15 protein-coding genes and 1 pseudogene are annotated in these 13,324 nt (G+C 57.1%); 5 read left to right on the plus strand and 11 right to left on the minus strand.

The window, feature by feature from the left end:
• On the minus strand, window positions 1–606 hold a 606-nt coding region (locus QEP12_RS16580; protein ID WP_284214960.1), incomplete at its 3' end, for a replication initiation protein.
• A 274-nt stretch (window positions 607–880) separates the two neighbouring features.
• On the opposite strand from QEP12_RS16580, the gene parA reads away from it, so the two are divergent.
• Window positions 881–1,519 carry a ParA family partition ATPase gene (gene parA / locus QEP12_RS16585; RefSeq protein WP_174863009.1) on the plus strand — a complete coding sequence of 213 codons (639 nt, stop codon included), beginning with the start codon at window positions 881–883 and terminating at the stop codon, window positions 1,517–1,519.
• Window positions 1,510–1,713: a hypothetical protein gene (locus tag QEP12_RS16590; protein WP_174863008.1), complete on the plus strand. Its 204-nt coding sequence runs from the start codon at window positions 1,510–1,512 to the stop codon at window positions 1,711–1,713. Before parA ends, QEP12_RS16590 begins: the two co-directional genes overlap by 10 nt.
• A gap of 32 nt (window positions 1,714–1,745) precedes the next feature.
• On the opposite strand, the gene QEP12_RS16595 is transcribed toward QEP12_RS16590, so the two are convergent.
• The 4 genes from QEP12_RS16595 to QEP12_RS16610 form a co-directional block, all read right to left on the minus strand.
• Complete coding sequence (locus QEP12_RS16595; RefSeq protein ID WP_174863007.1) at window positions 1,746–2,018, minus strand: type II toxin-antitoxin system RelE family toxin; 273 nt, start codon at window positions 2,016–2,018, stop codon at window positions 1,746–1,748.
• Window positions 2,002–2,229, minus strand: a complete 228-nt coding sequence (gene relB / locus QEP12_RS16600; protein WP_174863006.1) for a type II toxin-antitoxin system RelB family antitoxin — start codon at window positions 2,227–2,229, stop codon at window positions 2,002–2,004. The genes QEP12_RS16595 and relB overlap by 17 nt, the downstream gene beginning before the upstream one ends.
• 138 nt (window positions 2,230–2,367) lie before the next feature.
• Window positions 2,368–3,849, minus strand: coding sequence for a SulP family inorganic anion transporter (locus tag QEP12_RS16605; protein ID WP_174863005.1), 1,482 nt, complete (start codon window positions 3,847–3,849; stop codon window positions 2,368–2,370).
• A gap of 394 nt (window positions 3,850–4,243) precedes the next feature.
• Complete coding sequence (locus QEP12_RS16610) at window positions 4,244–6,040, minus strand: MobA/MobL family protein (protein WP_284214961.1); 1,797 nt, start codon at window positions 6,038–6,040, stop codon at window positions 4,244–4,246.
• Window positions 6,041–6,245: 205 nt separating this feature from the next.
• Here QEP12_RS16610 and QEP12_RS16615 point away from each other — a divergent pair, with 205 nt between their 5' ends.
• Window positions 6,246–6,680 (plus strand): conjugal transfer protein TraD, encoded by a 435-nt coding sequence (locus tag QEP12_RS16615; RefSeq protein ID WP_174863013.1) that lies wholly within the window; start codon window positions 6,246–6,248, stop codon window positions 6,678–6,680.
• Window positions 6,677–6,913 carry a hypothetical protein gene (locus QEP12_RS16620; protein WP_174863012.1) on the plus strand — a complete coding sequence of 79 codons (237 nt, stop codon included), beginning with the start codon at window positions 6,677–6,679 and terminating at the stop codon, window positions 6,911–6,913. Before QEP12_RS16615 ends, QEP12_RS16620 begins: the two co-directional genes overlap by 4 nt.
• Before the next feature lie 5 nt (window positions 6,914–6,918).
• On the opposite strand, the gene QEP12_RS16625 is transcribed toward QEP12_RS16620, so the two are convergent.
• Complete coding sequence (locus QEP12_RS16625; protein WP_174863011.1) at window positions 6,919–7,857, minus strand: DNA-binding protein; 939 nt, start codon at window positions 7,855–7,857, stop codon at window positions 6,919–6,921.
• 870 nt (window positions 7,858–8,727) lie between these two features.
• Window positions 8,728–9,378: a tetracycline resistance transcriptional repressor TetR(A) gene (gene tetR(A) / locus QEP12_RS16635; protein ID WP_000164043.1), complete on the minus strand. Its 651-nt coding sequence runs from the start codon at window positions 9,376–9,378 to the stop codon at window positions 8,728–8,730.
• A 105-nt stretch (window positions 9,379–9,483) separates the two neighbouring features.
• On the opposite strand from tetR(A), the gene tet(A) reads away from it, so the two are divergent.
• The gene (gene tet(A) / locus QEP12_RS16640; protein ID WP_000804064.1) at window positions 9,484–10,683 is read left to right on the plus strand and encodes a tetracycline efflux MFS transporter Tet(A); all 1,200 of its coding nucleotides are present in this window, start codon (window positions 9,484–9,486) and stop codon (window positions 10,681–10,683) included.
• On the opposite strand, the gene QEP12_RS16645 is transcribed toward tet(A), so the two are convergent.
• The 4 genes and pseudogenes from QEP12_RS16645 to QEP12_RS16660 all read right to left on the minus strand — a co-directional run.
• Window positions 10,614–11,081, minus strand: coding sequence for a GNAT family N-acetyltransferase (locus tag QEP12_RS16645; RefSeq protein ID WP_223155915.1), 468 nt, complete (start codon window positions 11,079–11,081; stop codon window positions 10,614–10,616). The genes tet(A) and QEP12_RS16645 overlap by 70 nt on opposite strands.
• 72 nt (window positions 11,082–11,153) lie before the next feature.
• Window positions 11,154–11,226, minus strand: a pseudogene (locus tag QEP12_RS16650) (TetR family transcriptional regulator); the annotation flags it as partial.
• Window positions 11,227–11,245: 19 nt separating this feature from the next.
• Window positions 11,246–12,394: a plasmid replication initiator TrfA gene (trfA, locus tag QEP12_RS16655; protein ID WP_001082279.1), complete on the minus strand. Its 1,149-nt coding sequence runs from the start codon at window positions 12,392–12,394 to the stop codon at window positions 11,246–11,248.
• A gap of 554 nt (window positions 12,395–12,948) precedes the next feature.
• The coding region (locus QEP12_RS16660; RefSeq protein WP_284214962.1) for a helix-turn-helix domain-containing protein at window positions 12,949–13,324 on the minus strand (376 nt) is incomplete at its 5' end.

Consider the following 13,324-nt stretch of genomic DNA (forward strand, 5'->3'; position numbering starts at 1 on the left):
CTTATAGTGCCGGACATTGCGGTACGCGTACTGCCTGAGCCACTCAAATACGGTGACATTGCGGCCTAGACCTATTTCCTCTGGCTTGCGTTTAGGTAAGTGCTTGGGAAGATCAACCCACTCAGCCAGCTCTCCCAGCTCATAGGCCAATCGGGGGCCACGCAGCACACGCCAAAGAGGATGGGCGGGGTTTTTGGTCATCAAGCCCGCATAGCCGCTATCGGCCTCTAGCTTGGCTCTGAATGCTTCTTCTACAGCGCACAGGTAGCGCATAGGCTCCTGCCGCATGTCTGGACTGTCGACCAGCACGGGAACAGACAGGCCCCATACCAGATGCCCTTTGGTGCTTTGGCGATCGACGGCGGCCCAGGTGGGCGGCGGAAGGTTGCCTTTTTCCCACGCCAAAGCGGCTGCGGGCTGGTCTACGTCAAAAATAGACCACACACGCAAGTGCGGGGGGTTGGCTTGGATGTAGGGGCGTTTGAGGGCGTGCTGCAGCGTGCGAATGCTGCTTGCCGTCTTGTCAACGCTGCAATACGGTTTACGCGGCCACCGATGGGCATCCTCAAATAGATCTAAATTTAGCTGTTCATTATTCGCAAGCATGGTGACTTTCCAGCCGCGCAGCTATACTTAGCTTCAACGGCCTGACTGGCTGCACACCTCCCACTGCCGTCCAAAGCTTCGGGAGGTGTTTTCTTTTGTGCGCTCAGTTTACCCACATGTCACAGGGTCACCAACAGACAGCGCATCCCAAGCACCTTACACGGTGCTTTTTTTATGCCTGTTGCGTTGTACTGAGCAACTTCACTTCATATGATACTTAGCTCAAATGAGTATTAGAGTATATGATTAGCTATTCATCTACTCACTTGAAATCATGAAGATCATCTCTGTGCTCAATGAAAAGGGTGGGACTGGTAAAAGTACGGTGGCCACCAACCTGGCCACCGCTTTACACCGAGAGGGCAAGCGTGTGGTGCTCTTGGACTGTGACCCACAAGGTACAGCACGCGATTGGCGAGATGCCAGCCCCGATAACGCTGACCTTCCTCCAGTGCTAGGCGTCGATCGACCTCAGATGCTGGCCTCTTCACTCAATGGCATCAACGCAGAAATTGCCATCATCGACAGTCCGGCCAAAGCTGAGTCTATGAGCGCTGCGATTGTTCGGGCCTCGCATGTTGCCCTGCTTGTGATCCAGCCATCAGGGGCTGATCTCTGGGCCAGCGGCGCAGCCGTCAAGCTCATTCAGGCCAAAAGAGAAATGGGCGGAGACATTGACGCTGCATTCCTGGTCAACCGAACCAGCGGAGCGACAAAGCTTTCCAAACTGGTCAAAAGCGGTGAATGGAACACCTACGAAGGAATTGAAAAACTGGAAACGTCTATCGGTAACCGTGCGGTGTTTGCGACCGCAATGACCGATGGGCTATCCGTGCTCGACTACAGCGATGCCAAAGCCAAAGAAGAGGTGCAGGCAGTCGTTCAAGAACTCAAGGAAGCAAAATGGCTTTAACTGTCAAACCATTGAACAAAGTACGCGAGAGCGTCCCCGTGAAAGAGGTTGCGAAGCCTTCTCAAGCAGAGCTGGTGCGCGTGAATCTTGAAGTTGAAAAAGAGACACGCCAGCACTGGCGTATGGAAGCAATCAAACGTGGCTTGTCGCTCAAAGAGCTGATTCAGCAGGCTATGGAATCACACCTCAAATGATCTTTTACTCACCTGAGTAAAAGATCATTTACTTACCCACGATAAACCTCGCGGCGGTTGCCCACCTTCAACACCAAAACCCGCATCACACCGTCCTCGATGTCAGCGATGATGCGGTAGTCCCCCACGCGGTACTTCCAAAGCTCCCCCAGCTTCGAGCCCTTGAGTGCCTCGCCAATGCTGCGCGGGTCATCAAGTTGCGCCACGCGACCGTGCAAAAAGCTCAGGATGCGTCGGGCATGTTGGTGGTCGAGTTGCTTGAGGTTTTTAACAGCACCTTCGGACAGCTCAATCTGCCAAGCCATACTGCTTCATGACGTCTTCCAAGGGAACGGCCTTGGATTTACCGGCACGCACCGCTTCAAGCTCACGCTCGGCCAAATAAACGTCTTCCAGATCATCCAAGTGTTGCTTGATGGCTTCAAGCATGTAGAAGGTTTTAGAGCGACCTGTTTGCTCAGCCAAGTGGCTAAGACGCTGGTTCAGTTCTGGGGGTAGGCGAAGAGATACAGACATGGCATCAACTCCTTTTGAGATACATGTAGCTCACATGGTAGCACCAGACGCAAAAAAGGCGCTTTGAGCGCCTTTTTTGTTGCTGTCGATAAGTGGGATTTATCGTGATCTAAGGGAGTTTCTTACAAACCCCAAACCTCAATGAAGCTTCACATATGTTGCGTTTGCGTTTTTTGGATAGACAGCAAATTGCTCTACCAACAAAGCACTACTAGGGTCTAGGCCAGTTACTTCTACATTTGTACCGCCACGACGAAGCTTAAATACAACCCGATCAAGTGCTTCTATCGAGGTCAAATCCCAGAACCTAGTCTGGCTCACATCAATGCAGATGCGCTCCACCTGTTCAAGGTAGTCAAACCTAGCAATAAAGCTTTCAGAAGAGGCAAAAAATACTTGCCCAGAAACAAAATAGGTACGTTGCTTGCCGTCTGGACTGAGGCTTGAGGTGACATCCAAAATACGTCGCACCTTGTAAGCAAAGAACACACCGGACAGCAGAACGCCAGTAAGCACTCCCTTGGCCAAATCATGGGTTGCAACAGTCACAACGACGGTAGCGAGCATCACAACGCTGGATGTTTTAGGGTGGGCAACCAAGTCCTTGATAGAGCGCCAGTTGAAGGTGCCAATCGACACCATGATCATCACGGCGACCAAGGCGGCCATGGGAATCTGCTTCACCCAATCGCCAAGAAACACAACCAGTATCAGCAACACTACACCTGCGGTCAGCGTAGACAAACGCCCACGCCCCCCAGACTTCACGTTAATGACCGACTGACCAATCATGGCGCATCCGGCCATACCACCCACAAAACCTGTAGCAACGTTAGCGATACCTTGGCCGACGCATTCACGGTCTTTGTTGCTCGTAGTGTCTGTCATGTCATCCACAATGGTGGCAGTCATGAGCGATTCAAGCAGACCCACGACACACAGGGTAGCGGAATACGGCAGGATGATTTGGAGCGTCTCCCAATTGAAGGGGACATTGGGAATGAAGAAGCTCGGCAGGCTATCGGGTAGTGCGCCCATATCTCCAACCGTGCGAATGTCTAGACCGAGAACCACATAGGCGATGCTTAAAACAATGATGGCAACCAAAGGCGATGGAACGGCTTTGGTGATGTAGGGCAAGCCATAAATGATGGCAAGCCCTGCAGCCGTCATCGCATAGACATGCCAAGTGACATTGGTCAGCTCCGGCAGTTGAGCCATAAAAATCAATATGGCCAATGCATTCACAAAGCCCGTCACCACGGAACGAGAGACAAACTGCATGAGCTGGCCCAAGCGTAAGAAGCCTGCCAGCATTTGGAGCACACCAGCAAGAATGGTGGCAGCTAGCAAATAGTCCAGTCCATGTTCTTTTACCAGCGTCACCATCACTAAGGCCATAGCGCCAGTAGCGGCTGAAATCATGCCAGGTCGCCCGCCAACAAACGCAATCAGCGTGGCAATCGCAAAGGAGGCATACAGACCCACCTTGGGGTCAACGCCAGCAATGATGGAAAAAGCAATGGCCTCCGGAATAAGTGCCAAGGCAACGACGACGCCCGCCAGCAAATCGCCACGGACATTAGAGAACCATACGGTTCTGATTTTTTCAATAGACATAGGTATACCGCCCTCAGCAAAGAGGGGAGGACGCGCAAAAGCAAACTGCTCTAAGAACAGGAGTAGCGCAATGCAAGTGCGAGCAAGCCCACAGCTCTAGCTGCAGGCAAGTCAAGAATGGGGAGGGTTCAAGAAGAAAACGCTCTTGATGCGTGATACCCAGTTAGGGCGGTGTGACCGAGTGGAAATGTCCGCGAGGCATCGCCGCTCCCCGGTAGTCAACCGGATATAGGGTGAAGTGCGAGAGAGTAGCCATTACGCCAATTTTAACGAACAACAACAAGACTACGTCTCAATGAGACTGATTTGCAAAATTACCAATTACGCTCAGTGTGAGAATGAGCCTCTGCACTTGAGCCGCCTACGTGCTCACGCCACTTAGCTTGATGGGAAATTACAGAGTTTTCCCCATGTCATTCTGACGATAAGTTTCGTTCTGCTTGTCCAGTAACTTGCGCAGTTGCTGGCTGCTCACCTTGTCAGTGGTGAGGCGTGCAAGGACGGCGACGCGAACCTCCTTGGGCGATGCGTTGTAGCTGTCGATCAATTGCTTGAGTGGCTCAGGCGTGGCCTGCCACTTGCCGCCCCTGTCACTCCACCCAAACGCCTTGGCTTCGCGGCTCGCGGCCATGCTGCGGAAGTCCTTGGGCACAGCCTCCAGCTCACGCTTGGCGATCGCGGCCGCACGCTCTTGGCGAGCCTTGTCCTGGCGCAACTGCTCCAGCTTCTCCAGCTCCTCCCTGTCGTCACTTTGAGCCACGATGACACGGCTGCGGGCCTGCCTGCGTAGCTGCTCATCCTTTTCAGACACTGCCCGTGACTTGGCTTGCAGCGTCTTTAGCGTTTGCTGGCCCTGCTCGGCCTGCTGCTCTAGCTGCAGCAGCTCGGCACTGCGGAACATCCCAGCGTCATGCATCTTGACCTTGAGCGGGTGCTTCTCACGCCAAGCATCAACTGCCTGCTCAGCCTTACGCACAAAGGCTTTGGCGGCTTCTTGCTGTTTGTGCAGCTCCCGGCGCTGAGCCGTGGATTCCATGACCATGCGGTCTTGCTCGATCAGGCTATCCACGCTGGGCAATTGCCGCCGGCGAATTTCCTCGGCCAGCTCGGCGCTGGTCATCCGAGACAGGCGCTGTTTTTCGGCCTCTACGGGGTCTAAACGGGCCACAGGCGGGCGAACAGGGGCCGTGGCAGGGCAAGGTGCCTGCACGGTGCGTTTGGCCTCTACAGCGGATTTTTCGGCCTCTATGCGATCGGTGCGCAGGGCATGTTTTTGCACCAGCTCGGCTTGCGCTTGCTGCTCGGCAGCCTGCTCTTGCGCCTTCCTGGCGGCGATGTTGTCCGGGTGATAGCGGCTGCGCGGATCAGGGCCTTGGGGCGTTTGTGCAGCCTGCGCCCGTTTCTGGCGTTCGGCTTCCAAGCTAATGATTTCGGCCTTGACGTTGGGCACCACATTGGCGAGTTCACGGTGTGCCTTGAATGCATCCTTGCGAGCTGCTCGCAACTCGATCACCTTGGCCTTTCCCTGCCCACGCCATTCGCTGGGCAACTGCTTGCGTTCTGGTGCAAGCTTAATACCGCGCTCGGCATAGCTGCGCATGTCTATGCGCTGACCGTGACCAGCCATTTCTAGGTGCTCATTACAAAGAACCTGCCAGCGTTCACGGAGTTCTTTGAGTTCAGCAGCACGCTCAGCGGCGGTCAAGGTCTTGCCAGCGCTTGGCCCATAGCCCTTGCGAGCACCGCCTTTTTCTGGTGCCTTTGCGTTGTAACGCTTGAAGTATTGGTCAGGATCGCGTTCGATGCCATCGCACTGACGCTCAGAAAACATCAAGTGAACGTGTGGCTGCTCTCCACCATCAGCAGCATTCGGTGTGTGAATAGCCCATTGGTAGGCGTGATGCTCTCCGATTTCTTGGCACACAAATGCACGCACCAACTCTGCCCGCTGCGTTGGCTCTAGCTCACGCGGCAAAGCGATTTCCATCTCTCGGTAGGTGGTGCCATTGACCCGCTCGAATACGTCTGCAGCATGCCAAAACTGCTGCGGCTGTGCCTTGGCCCATGCAGGCATATTGCCTGCCTCGGTGGCTTCCAGCTTCTCGCCACGCTCTAAGCGTTTGGCGTACTGGCCTTCACGGACGATGTAGGCGGCATGAGGCGCGGCTTTGCCCTTCTTGCCAACCTTCATGCTCAATCGTCCAATCGCCACGCTGATGCCTTTAATGTATTCGCGCCTTTAGGCGCTGTGGTTCGGGGGCTTGCCCCTGACGCGCGTTTCTCCTTTAGGAGAAACAACTAAGCGCGCCTTCTATGGAAGGAAGCATACAGCGCATGCACACGCGCTGTCACCATTTGCATAGAATGGTGCATCACGACCAAAGGGAGTAGCACCGATGACGCAAGACAAATGGCTCAATGAGCGGCTGGCATATATTCGTGGCCTCAAAGCTCCGAATGACCAACAGCGGCTCATGCTGATGCTGGCTGAAAAAGGCACACTTAGTGCCGATGAGGCTCGCAAACTCAACGCTCTGATTAGGGCCGAAAAAGCGGCAGAGCGGGCACAGAAAGCCCGTGCCGATGTAGCTCGCATCATGAATGCGGAAAAATCCCTACTGCGCAAGGCGCGAGATCACGAGCTGTACCAGTCTGCAGGGCTTTTGATTTTGGCTGGATTGGTGGACACCAAGACGGGCATTCCAACGATGGACAAGGGCGAACTTTTGGGCGCTTTGGTGTGCCTTGCTAATGCCAACACGCCTGCAGAAAAACGGGCCGAATGGAAAGCACGTGGTGATGCGCTGATGGCCTCAAAATCTGCCAAATGAGAGGCGGCTACTACAAAATTCCGCCGATACGTCCTGAGCTGCAAGCGGCCTACGATGAAATGAAAGCCACAGGGCAGTTTTTTGCCTTCGCGGTATGTCAGACGTGGGATGCCAAAAGTTGGGAAGTCAACACCAAGCAAGGCAACATTTACTGTGCCCTTGATGAACGATTTTCTACAAAAGAAGAGGCGCATGCAGCAGGTGCTGCATGGCTTGAAAAGCAAGAAAAATGAGTGGTCTATCGTGCCTTTGGGGAACCTTTGGAATCGCTTTGTGACAGCTTTTCAGCCTTTTGAGCAGCTTCCTCAAAAGCGGCCAACTTCCCCTCAGCACGGGCTGCGCGCTCTGCCTGCTGTGTAGCGTGATCGCTGGAGTGTTTCAGCTCTTGCGCATGTGCAGCTTGCAGCGCCGCCATTTCTTTCGCTAGCTTGGCGTGCTCTGCACGAACCTCTGCGATGTGCAGGGCTGCTTGCTGGGTAGCGTCTGCCAATGCTTTTTCCGCACGTTCTGCACGTGCTAAAGCATCGCTGAGAGAAGCATTAGAAGCCTCTAATTTTGCGTTGGCTACTGCACCTGTTTTTGTGGCTTCTACGGCTTCTTTTTCTGCGGACTTGAGCGCTGTCTTGAGTTCAGAAATCTCGGTGCTGTAACGGGCCTCGTTGGCGTTCGCCTGGTCAATTTTGAGCTGAGCCTTCGCCAACTCAATGCGAGCTGCTTCGGCTGCTTGTTGTTCACGCTCGATGCGCTGCGCAGCCTCCATCAATGCGGTTGCTTGTTCATGTGACTTGCCAAGCAGCGTGTCCCTCTCGGTGGTCAGCACGAGCACCTGCTCAGCCAACTGGTCACGCTCGACCTCAAGCTCTTCACCTGCACGGGCCAGCTCTGCAGCTTCTGCCTGCGCCTGGACAAGCAGCTCCTGTACCTCAGCACGGGCAGCACTCGCCGTTTTCTGCATTTCATGGGCGATGGCATTGCGCAAGTCAGCAGGAAGCTCTACGGCCTCTGCGCGGGCCACAGGGCGAGCCTCGCGCCATGTTTTCAAATGCGCATGGATGGTATTGGGGCTACCTGTGCCCAGCTTCTCGCGCACAGCGGTGATGCTGGGTGTTTTACCCTCGCCCGCAAGCGCATCTGCAGCCGCCGAAACCTGCTCGAATGTAACCCCTGTGCGCGCCATACAACAGCCTTTCGTATTGATATTTCATATCGTATCGTATATTTATGAAATACGTAATATTTATATTTTAAAATACGTTACGAAATGGATGAGCGGTCATATGAATGGCGGGGTGTGGGGCTGCAGCCCCACGTAGCGAAGCGCGACGGCTGTTTGAGTGCGTTGGTGATCGCGCAGTCGCGCGCCGCGTTAGGACACGGACGAGTAGCCCCTCAAGTGTCAACGTCCGCCCCTCATCTGTCAGTGAGGGCCAAGTTTTCCGCGAGGTATCCACAACGCCGGCGGCCGCGGTGTCTCGCACACGGCTTCGACGGCGTTTCTGGCGCGTTTGCAGGGCCATAGACGGCCGCCAGCCCAGCGGCGAGGGCAACCAGCCCGGTGAGCGTCGGAAAGGCGCTGGAAGCCCCGTAGCGACGCGGAGAGGGGCGAGACAAGCCAAGGGCGCAGGCTCGATGCGCAGCACGACATAGCCGGTTCTCGCAAGGACGAGAATTTCCCTGCGGTGCCCCTCAAGTGTCAATGAAAGTTTCCAACGCGAGCCATTCGCGAGAGCCTTGAGTCCACGCTAGATCTATCTCATCTGCGCAAGGCAGAACGTGAAGACGGCCGCCCTGGACCTCGCCCGCGAGCGCCAGGCGCACGAGGCCGGCGCGCGGACCCGCGCCACGGCCCACGAGCGGACGCCGCAGCAGGAGCGCCAGAAGGCCGCCAGAGAGGCCGAGCGCGGCCGTGAGGCTTGGACGCTAGGGCAGGGCATGAAAAAGCCCGTAGCGGGCTGCTACGGGCGTCTGACGCGGTGGAAAGGGGGAGGGGATGTTGTCTACATGGCTCTGCTGTAGTGAGTGGGTTGCGCTCCGGCAGCGGTCCTGATCAATCGTCACCCTTTCTCGGTCCTTCAACGTTCCTGACAACGAGCCTCCTTTTCGCCAATCCATCGACAATCACCGCGAGTCCCTGCTCGAACGCTGCGTCCGGACCGGCTTCGTCGAAGGCGTCTATCGCGGCCCGCAACAGCGGCGAGAGCGGAGCCTGTTCAACGGTGCCGCCGCGCTCGCCGGCATCGCTGTCGCCGGCCTGCTCCTCAAGCACGGCCCCAACAGTGAAGTAGCTGATTGTCATCAGCGCATTGACGGCGTCCCCGGCCGAAAAACCCGCCTCGCAGAGGAAGCGAAGCTGCGCGTCGGCCGTTTCCATCTGCGGTGCGCCCGGTCGCGTGCCGGCATGGATGCGCGCGCCATCGCGGTAGGCGAGCAGCGCCTGCCTGAAGCTGCGGGCATTCCCGATCAGAAATGAGCGCCAGTCGTCGTCGGCTCTCGGCACCGAATGCGTATGATTCTCCGCCAGCATGGCTTCGGCCAGTGCGTCGAGCAGCGCCCGCTTGTTCCTGAAGTGCCAGTAAAGCGCCGGCTGCTGAACCCCCAACCGTTCCGCCAGTTTGCGTGTCGTCAGACCGTCTACGCCGACCTCGTTCAACAGGTCCAGGGCGGCACGGATCACTGTATTCGGCTGCAACTTTGTCATGCTTGACACTTTATCACTGATAAACATAATATGTCCACCAACTTATCAGTGATAAAGAATCCGCGCGTTCAATCGGACCAGCGGAGGCTGGTCCGGAGGCCAGACGTGAAACCCAACAGACCCCTGATCGTAATTCTGAGCACTGTCGCGCTCGACGCTGTCGGCATCGGCCTGATTATGCCGGTGCTGCCGGGCCTCCTGCGCGATCTGGTTCACTCGAACGACGTCACCGCCCACTATGGCATTCTGCTGGCGCTGTATGCGTTGATGCAATTTGCCTGCGCACCTGTGCTGGGCGCGCTGTCGGATCGTTTCGGGCGGCGGCCGGTCTTGCTCGTCTCGCTGGCCGGCGCTGCTGTCGACTACGCCATCATGGCGACGGCGCCTTTCCTTTGGGTTCTCTATATCGGGCGGATCGTGGCCGGCATCACCGGGGCGACTGGGGCGGTAGCCGGCGCTTATATTGCCGATATCACTGATGGCGATGAGCGCGCGCGGCACTTCGGCTTCATGAGCGCCTGTTTCGGGTTCGGGATGGTCGCGGGACCTGTGCTCGGTGGGCTGATGGGCGGTTTCTCCCCCCACGCTCCGTTCTTCGCCGCGGCAGCCTTGAACGGCCTCAATTTCCTGACGGGCTGTTTCCTTTTGCCGGAGTCGCACAAAGGCGAACGCCGGCCGTTACGCCGGGAGGCTCTCAACCCGCTCGCTTCGTTCCGGTGGGCCCGGGGCATGACCGTCGTCGCCGCCCTGATGGCGGTCTTCTTCATCATGCAACTTGTCGGACAGGTGCCGGCCGCGCTTTGGGTCATTTTCGGCGAGGATCGCTTTCACTGGGACGCGACCACGATCGGCATTTCGCTTGCCGCATTTGGCATTCTGCATTCACTCGCCCAGGCAATGATCACCGGCCCTGTAGCCGCCCGGCTCGGCGAAAGGCGGGCACTCATGCTCGGAATGATTGCCGACGGCACAGGCTACATCCTGCTTGCCTTCGCGACACGGGGATGGATGGCGTTCCCGATCATGGTCCTGCTTGCTTCGGGTGGCATCGGAATGCCGGCGCTGCAAGCAATGTTGTCCAGGCAGGTGGATGAGGAACGTCAGGGGCAGCTGCAAGGCTCACTGGCGGCGCTCACCAGCCTGACCTCGATCGTCGGACCCCTCCTCTTCACGGCGATCTATGCGGCTTCTATAACAACGTGGAACGGGTGGGCATGGATTGCAGGCGCTGCCCTCTACTTGCTCTGCCTGCCGGCGCTGCGTCGCGGGCTTTGGAGCGGCGCAGGGCAACGAGCCGATCGCTGATAGAGGTTTATAGCGGCTTCGTTCCCTTCCGCAACCGTCAGCATGATCTGCTCCACATGCTCGCGGCCATAGTCTATCACCGCCCGCAGCAGCATACCGGCGACCCCTCGGCCTCGCTGTTCGGGCTCCACGAAAACGCCGGACAGATGCGCCTTGTGAGCGTCCTTGGGGCCGTCCTCCTGTTTGAAGACCGACAGCCCAATGATCTCGCCGTCGATGTAGGCGCCGAATGCCACGGCATCTCGCAACCGTTCAGCGAACGCCTCCATGGGCTTTTTCTCCTCGTGCTCGTAAACGGACCCGAACATCTCTGGAGCTTTCTTCAGGGCCGACAATCGGATCTCGCGGAAATCCTGCACGTCGGCCGCTCCAAGCCGTCGAATCTGAGCCTTAATCACAATTGTCAATTTTAATCCTCTGTTTATCGGCAGTTCGTAGAGCGCGCCGTGCGTCCCGAGCGATACTGAGCGAAGCAAGTGCGTCGAGCAGTGCCCGCTTGTTCCTGAAATGCCAGTAAAGCGCTGGCTGCTGAACCCCCAGCCGGAACTGACCCCACAAGGCCCTAGCGTTTGCAATGCACCAGGTCATCATTGACCCAGGCGTGTTCCACCAGGCCGCTGCCTCGCAACTCTTCGCAGGCTTCGCCGACCTGCTCGCGCCACTTCTTCACGCGGGTGGAATCCGATCCGCACATGAGGCGGAAGGTTTCCAGCTTGAGCGGGTACGGCTCCCGGTGCGAGCTGAAATAGTCGAACATCCGTCGGGCCGTCGGCGACAGCTTGCGGTACTTCTCCCATATGAATTTCGTGTAGTGGTCGCCAGCAAACAGCACGACGATTTCCTCGTCGATCAGGACCTGGCAACGGGACGTTTTCTTGCCACGGTCCAGGACGCGGAAGCGGTGCAGCAGCGACACCGATTCCAGGTGCCCAACGCGGTCGGACGTGAAGCCCATCGCCGTCGCCTGTAGGCGCGACAGGCATTCCTCGGCCTTCGTGTAATACCGGCCATTGATCGACCAGCCCAGGTCCTGGCAAAGCTCGTAGAACGTGAAGGTGATCGGCTCGCCGATAGGGGTGCGCTTCGCGTACTCCAACACCTGCTGCCACACCAGTTCGTCATCGTCGGCCCGCAGCTCGACGCCGGTGTAGGTGATCTTCACGTCCTTGTTGACGTGGAAAATGACCTTGTTTTGCAGCGCCTCGCGCGGGATTTTCTTGTTGCGCGTGGTGAACAGGGCAGAGCGGGCCGTGTCGTTTGGCATCGCTCGCATCGTGTCCGGCCACGGCGCAATATCGAACAAGGAAAGCTGCATTTCCTTGATCTGCTGCTTCGTGTGTTTCAGCAACGCGGCCTGCTTGGCCTCGCTGACCTGTTTTGCCAGGTCCTCGCCGGCGGTTTTTCGCTTCTTGGTCGTCATAGTTCCTCGCGTGTCGATGGTCATCGACTTCGCCAAACCTGCCGCCTCCTGTTCGAGACGACGCGAACGCTCCACGGCGGCCGATGGCGCGGGCAGGGCAGGGGGAGCCAGTTGCACGCTGTCGCGCTCGATCTTGGCCGTAGCTTGCTGGACCATCGAGCCGACGGACTGGAAGGTTTCGCGGGGCGCACGCATGACGGTGCGGCTTGCGATGGTTTCGGCATCCTCGGCGGAAAACCCCGCGTCGATCAGTTCTTGCCTGTATGCCTTCCGGTCAAACGTCCGATTCATTCACCCTCCTTGCGGGATTGCCCCGACTCACGCCGGGGCAATGTGCCCTTATTCCTGATTTGACCCGCCTGGTGCCTTGGTGTCCAGATAATCCACCTTATCGGCAATGAAGTCGGTCCCGTAGACCGTCTGGCCGTCCTTCTCGTACTTGGTATTCCGAATCTTGCCCAGTAAGCACTATGCGTGCTGCGCGACTTGAAAAACAGGGATTGGGCGCGATAGCACCATTGAACGCCGGGCGGTAGAGGGTGCTCGGGACAAGTCGTTGACTTGACCCTCACTACCCGCGACAGCCCCGCGCTAGTAACTGCTGGAAGCGGCCAGCACGAAGAGCGTGATTGATCTGGCTGTGGACATGATGGACAACCCTCCAGGTTGACCACATGCCCACGAGCGGCCTGCTGCGATTTGATCGACAGCCCACCTAATCACCACTTAGAAATTAAAGCCAGGACAGCATGACAAGGCCTGTGATCTGATTATGGGTATGGGACAGCAGGCCGCTAACCCTTCAAGGACAGTCCTGCGGGCTGTTATCTGATTATGGTTATTACTCAAGCTTCCCCGCCAGCGTCGCACTGATTACGGCTATTACTCACCCAGTTAGACACAGACTTCTGACTGACTCCAAGCTCAGCAGCAATCGCACGCTGTGTCATGCCAGAAGCAGCCATCAACCGTGCGCTGGCCTGCTTATCCTCGTTATCGCCCCAGCGCTTGAGCATGGCCTGTTTGCCTCTGTGCGACTGCAATGCACTAAACCGTGCATCACTCGCAGCCAGGTCAAACTTATGCCATGTCCACTTGGACACGCTCTTGGCGATGTGCCACACCTCATTGCCTGCCAATGGCACCAGCAAATCACCATTACGCTCTAGCGCTTTGCCGTTGAGGTGAGATTGCCACAGTACGAAGTTGCGCACGTTGTGA

Origin of the sequence: Comamonas jiangduensis, assembly GCF_030162955.1 — a bacterium.
Taxonomy (GTDB): domain Bacteria; phylum Pseudomonadota; class Gammaproteobacteria; order Burkholderiales; family Burkholderiaceae_C; genus Comamonas; species Comamonas jiangduensis.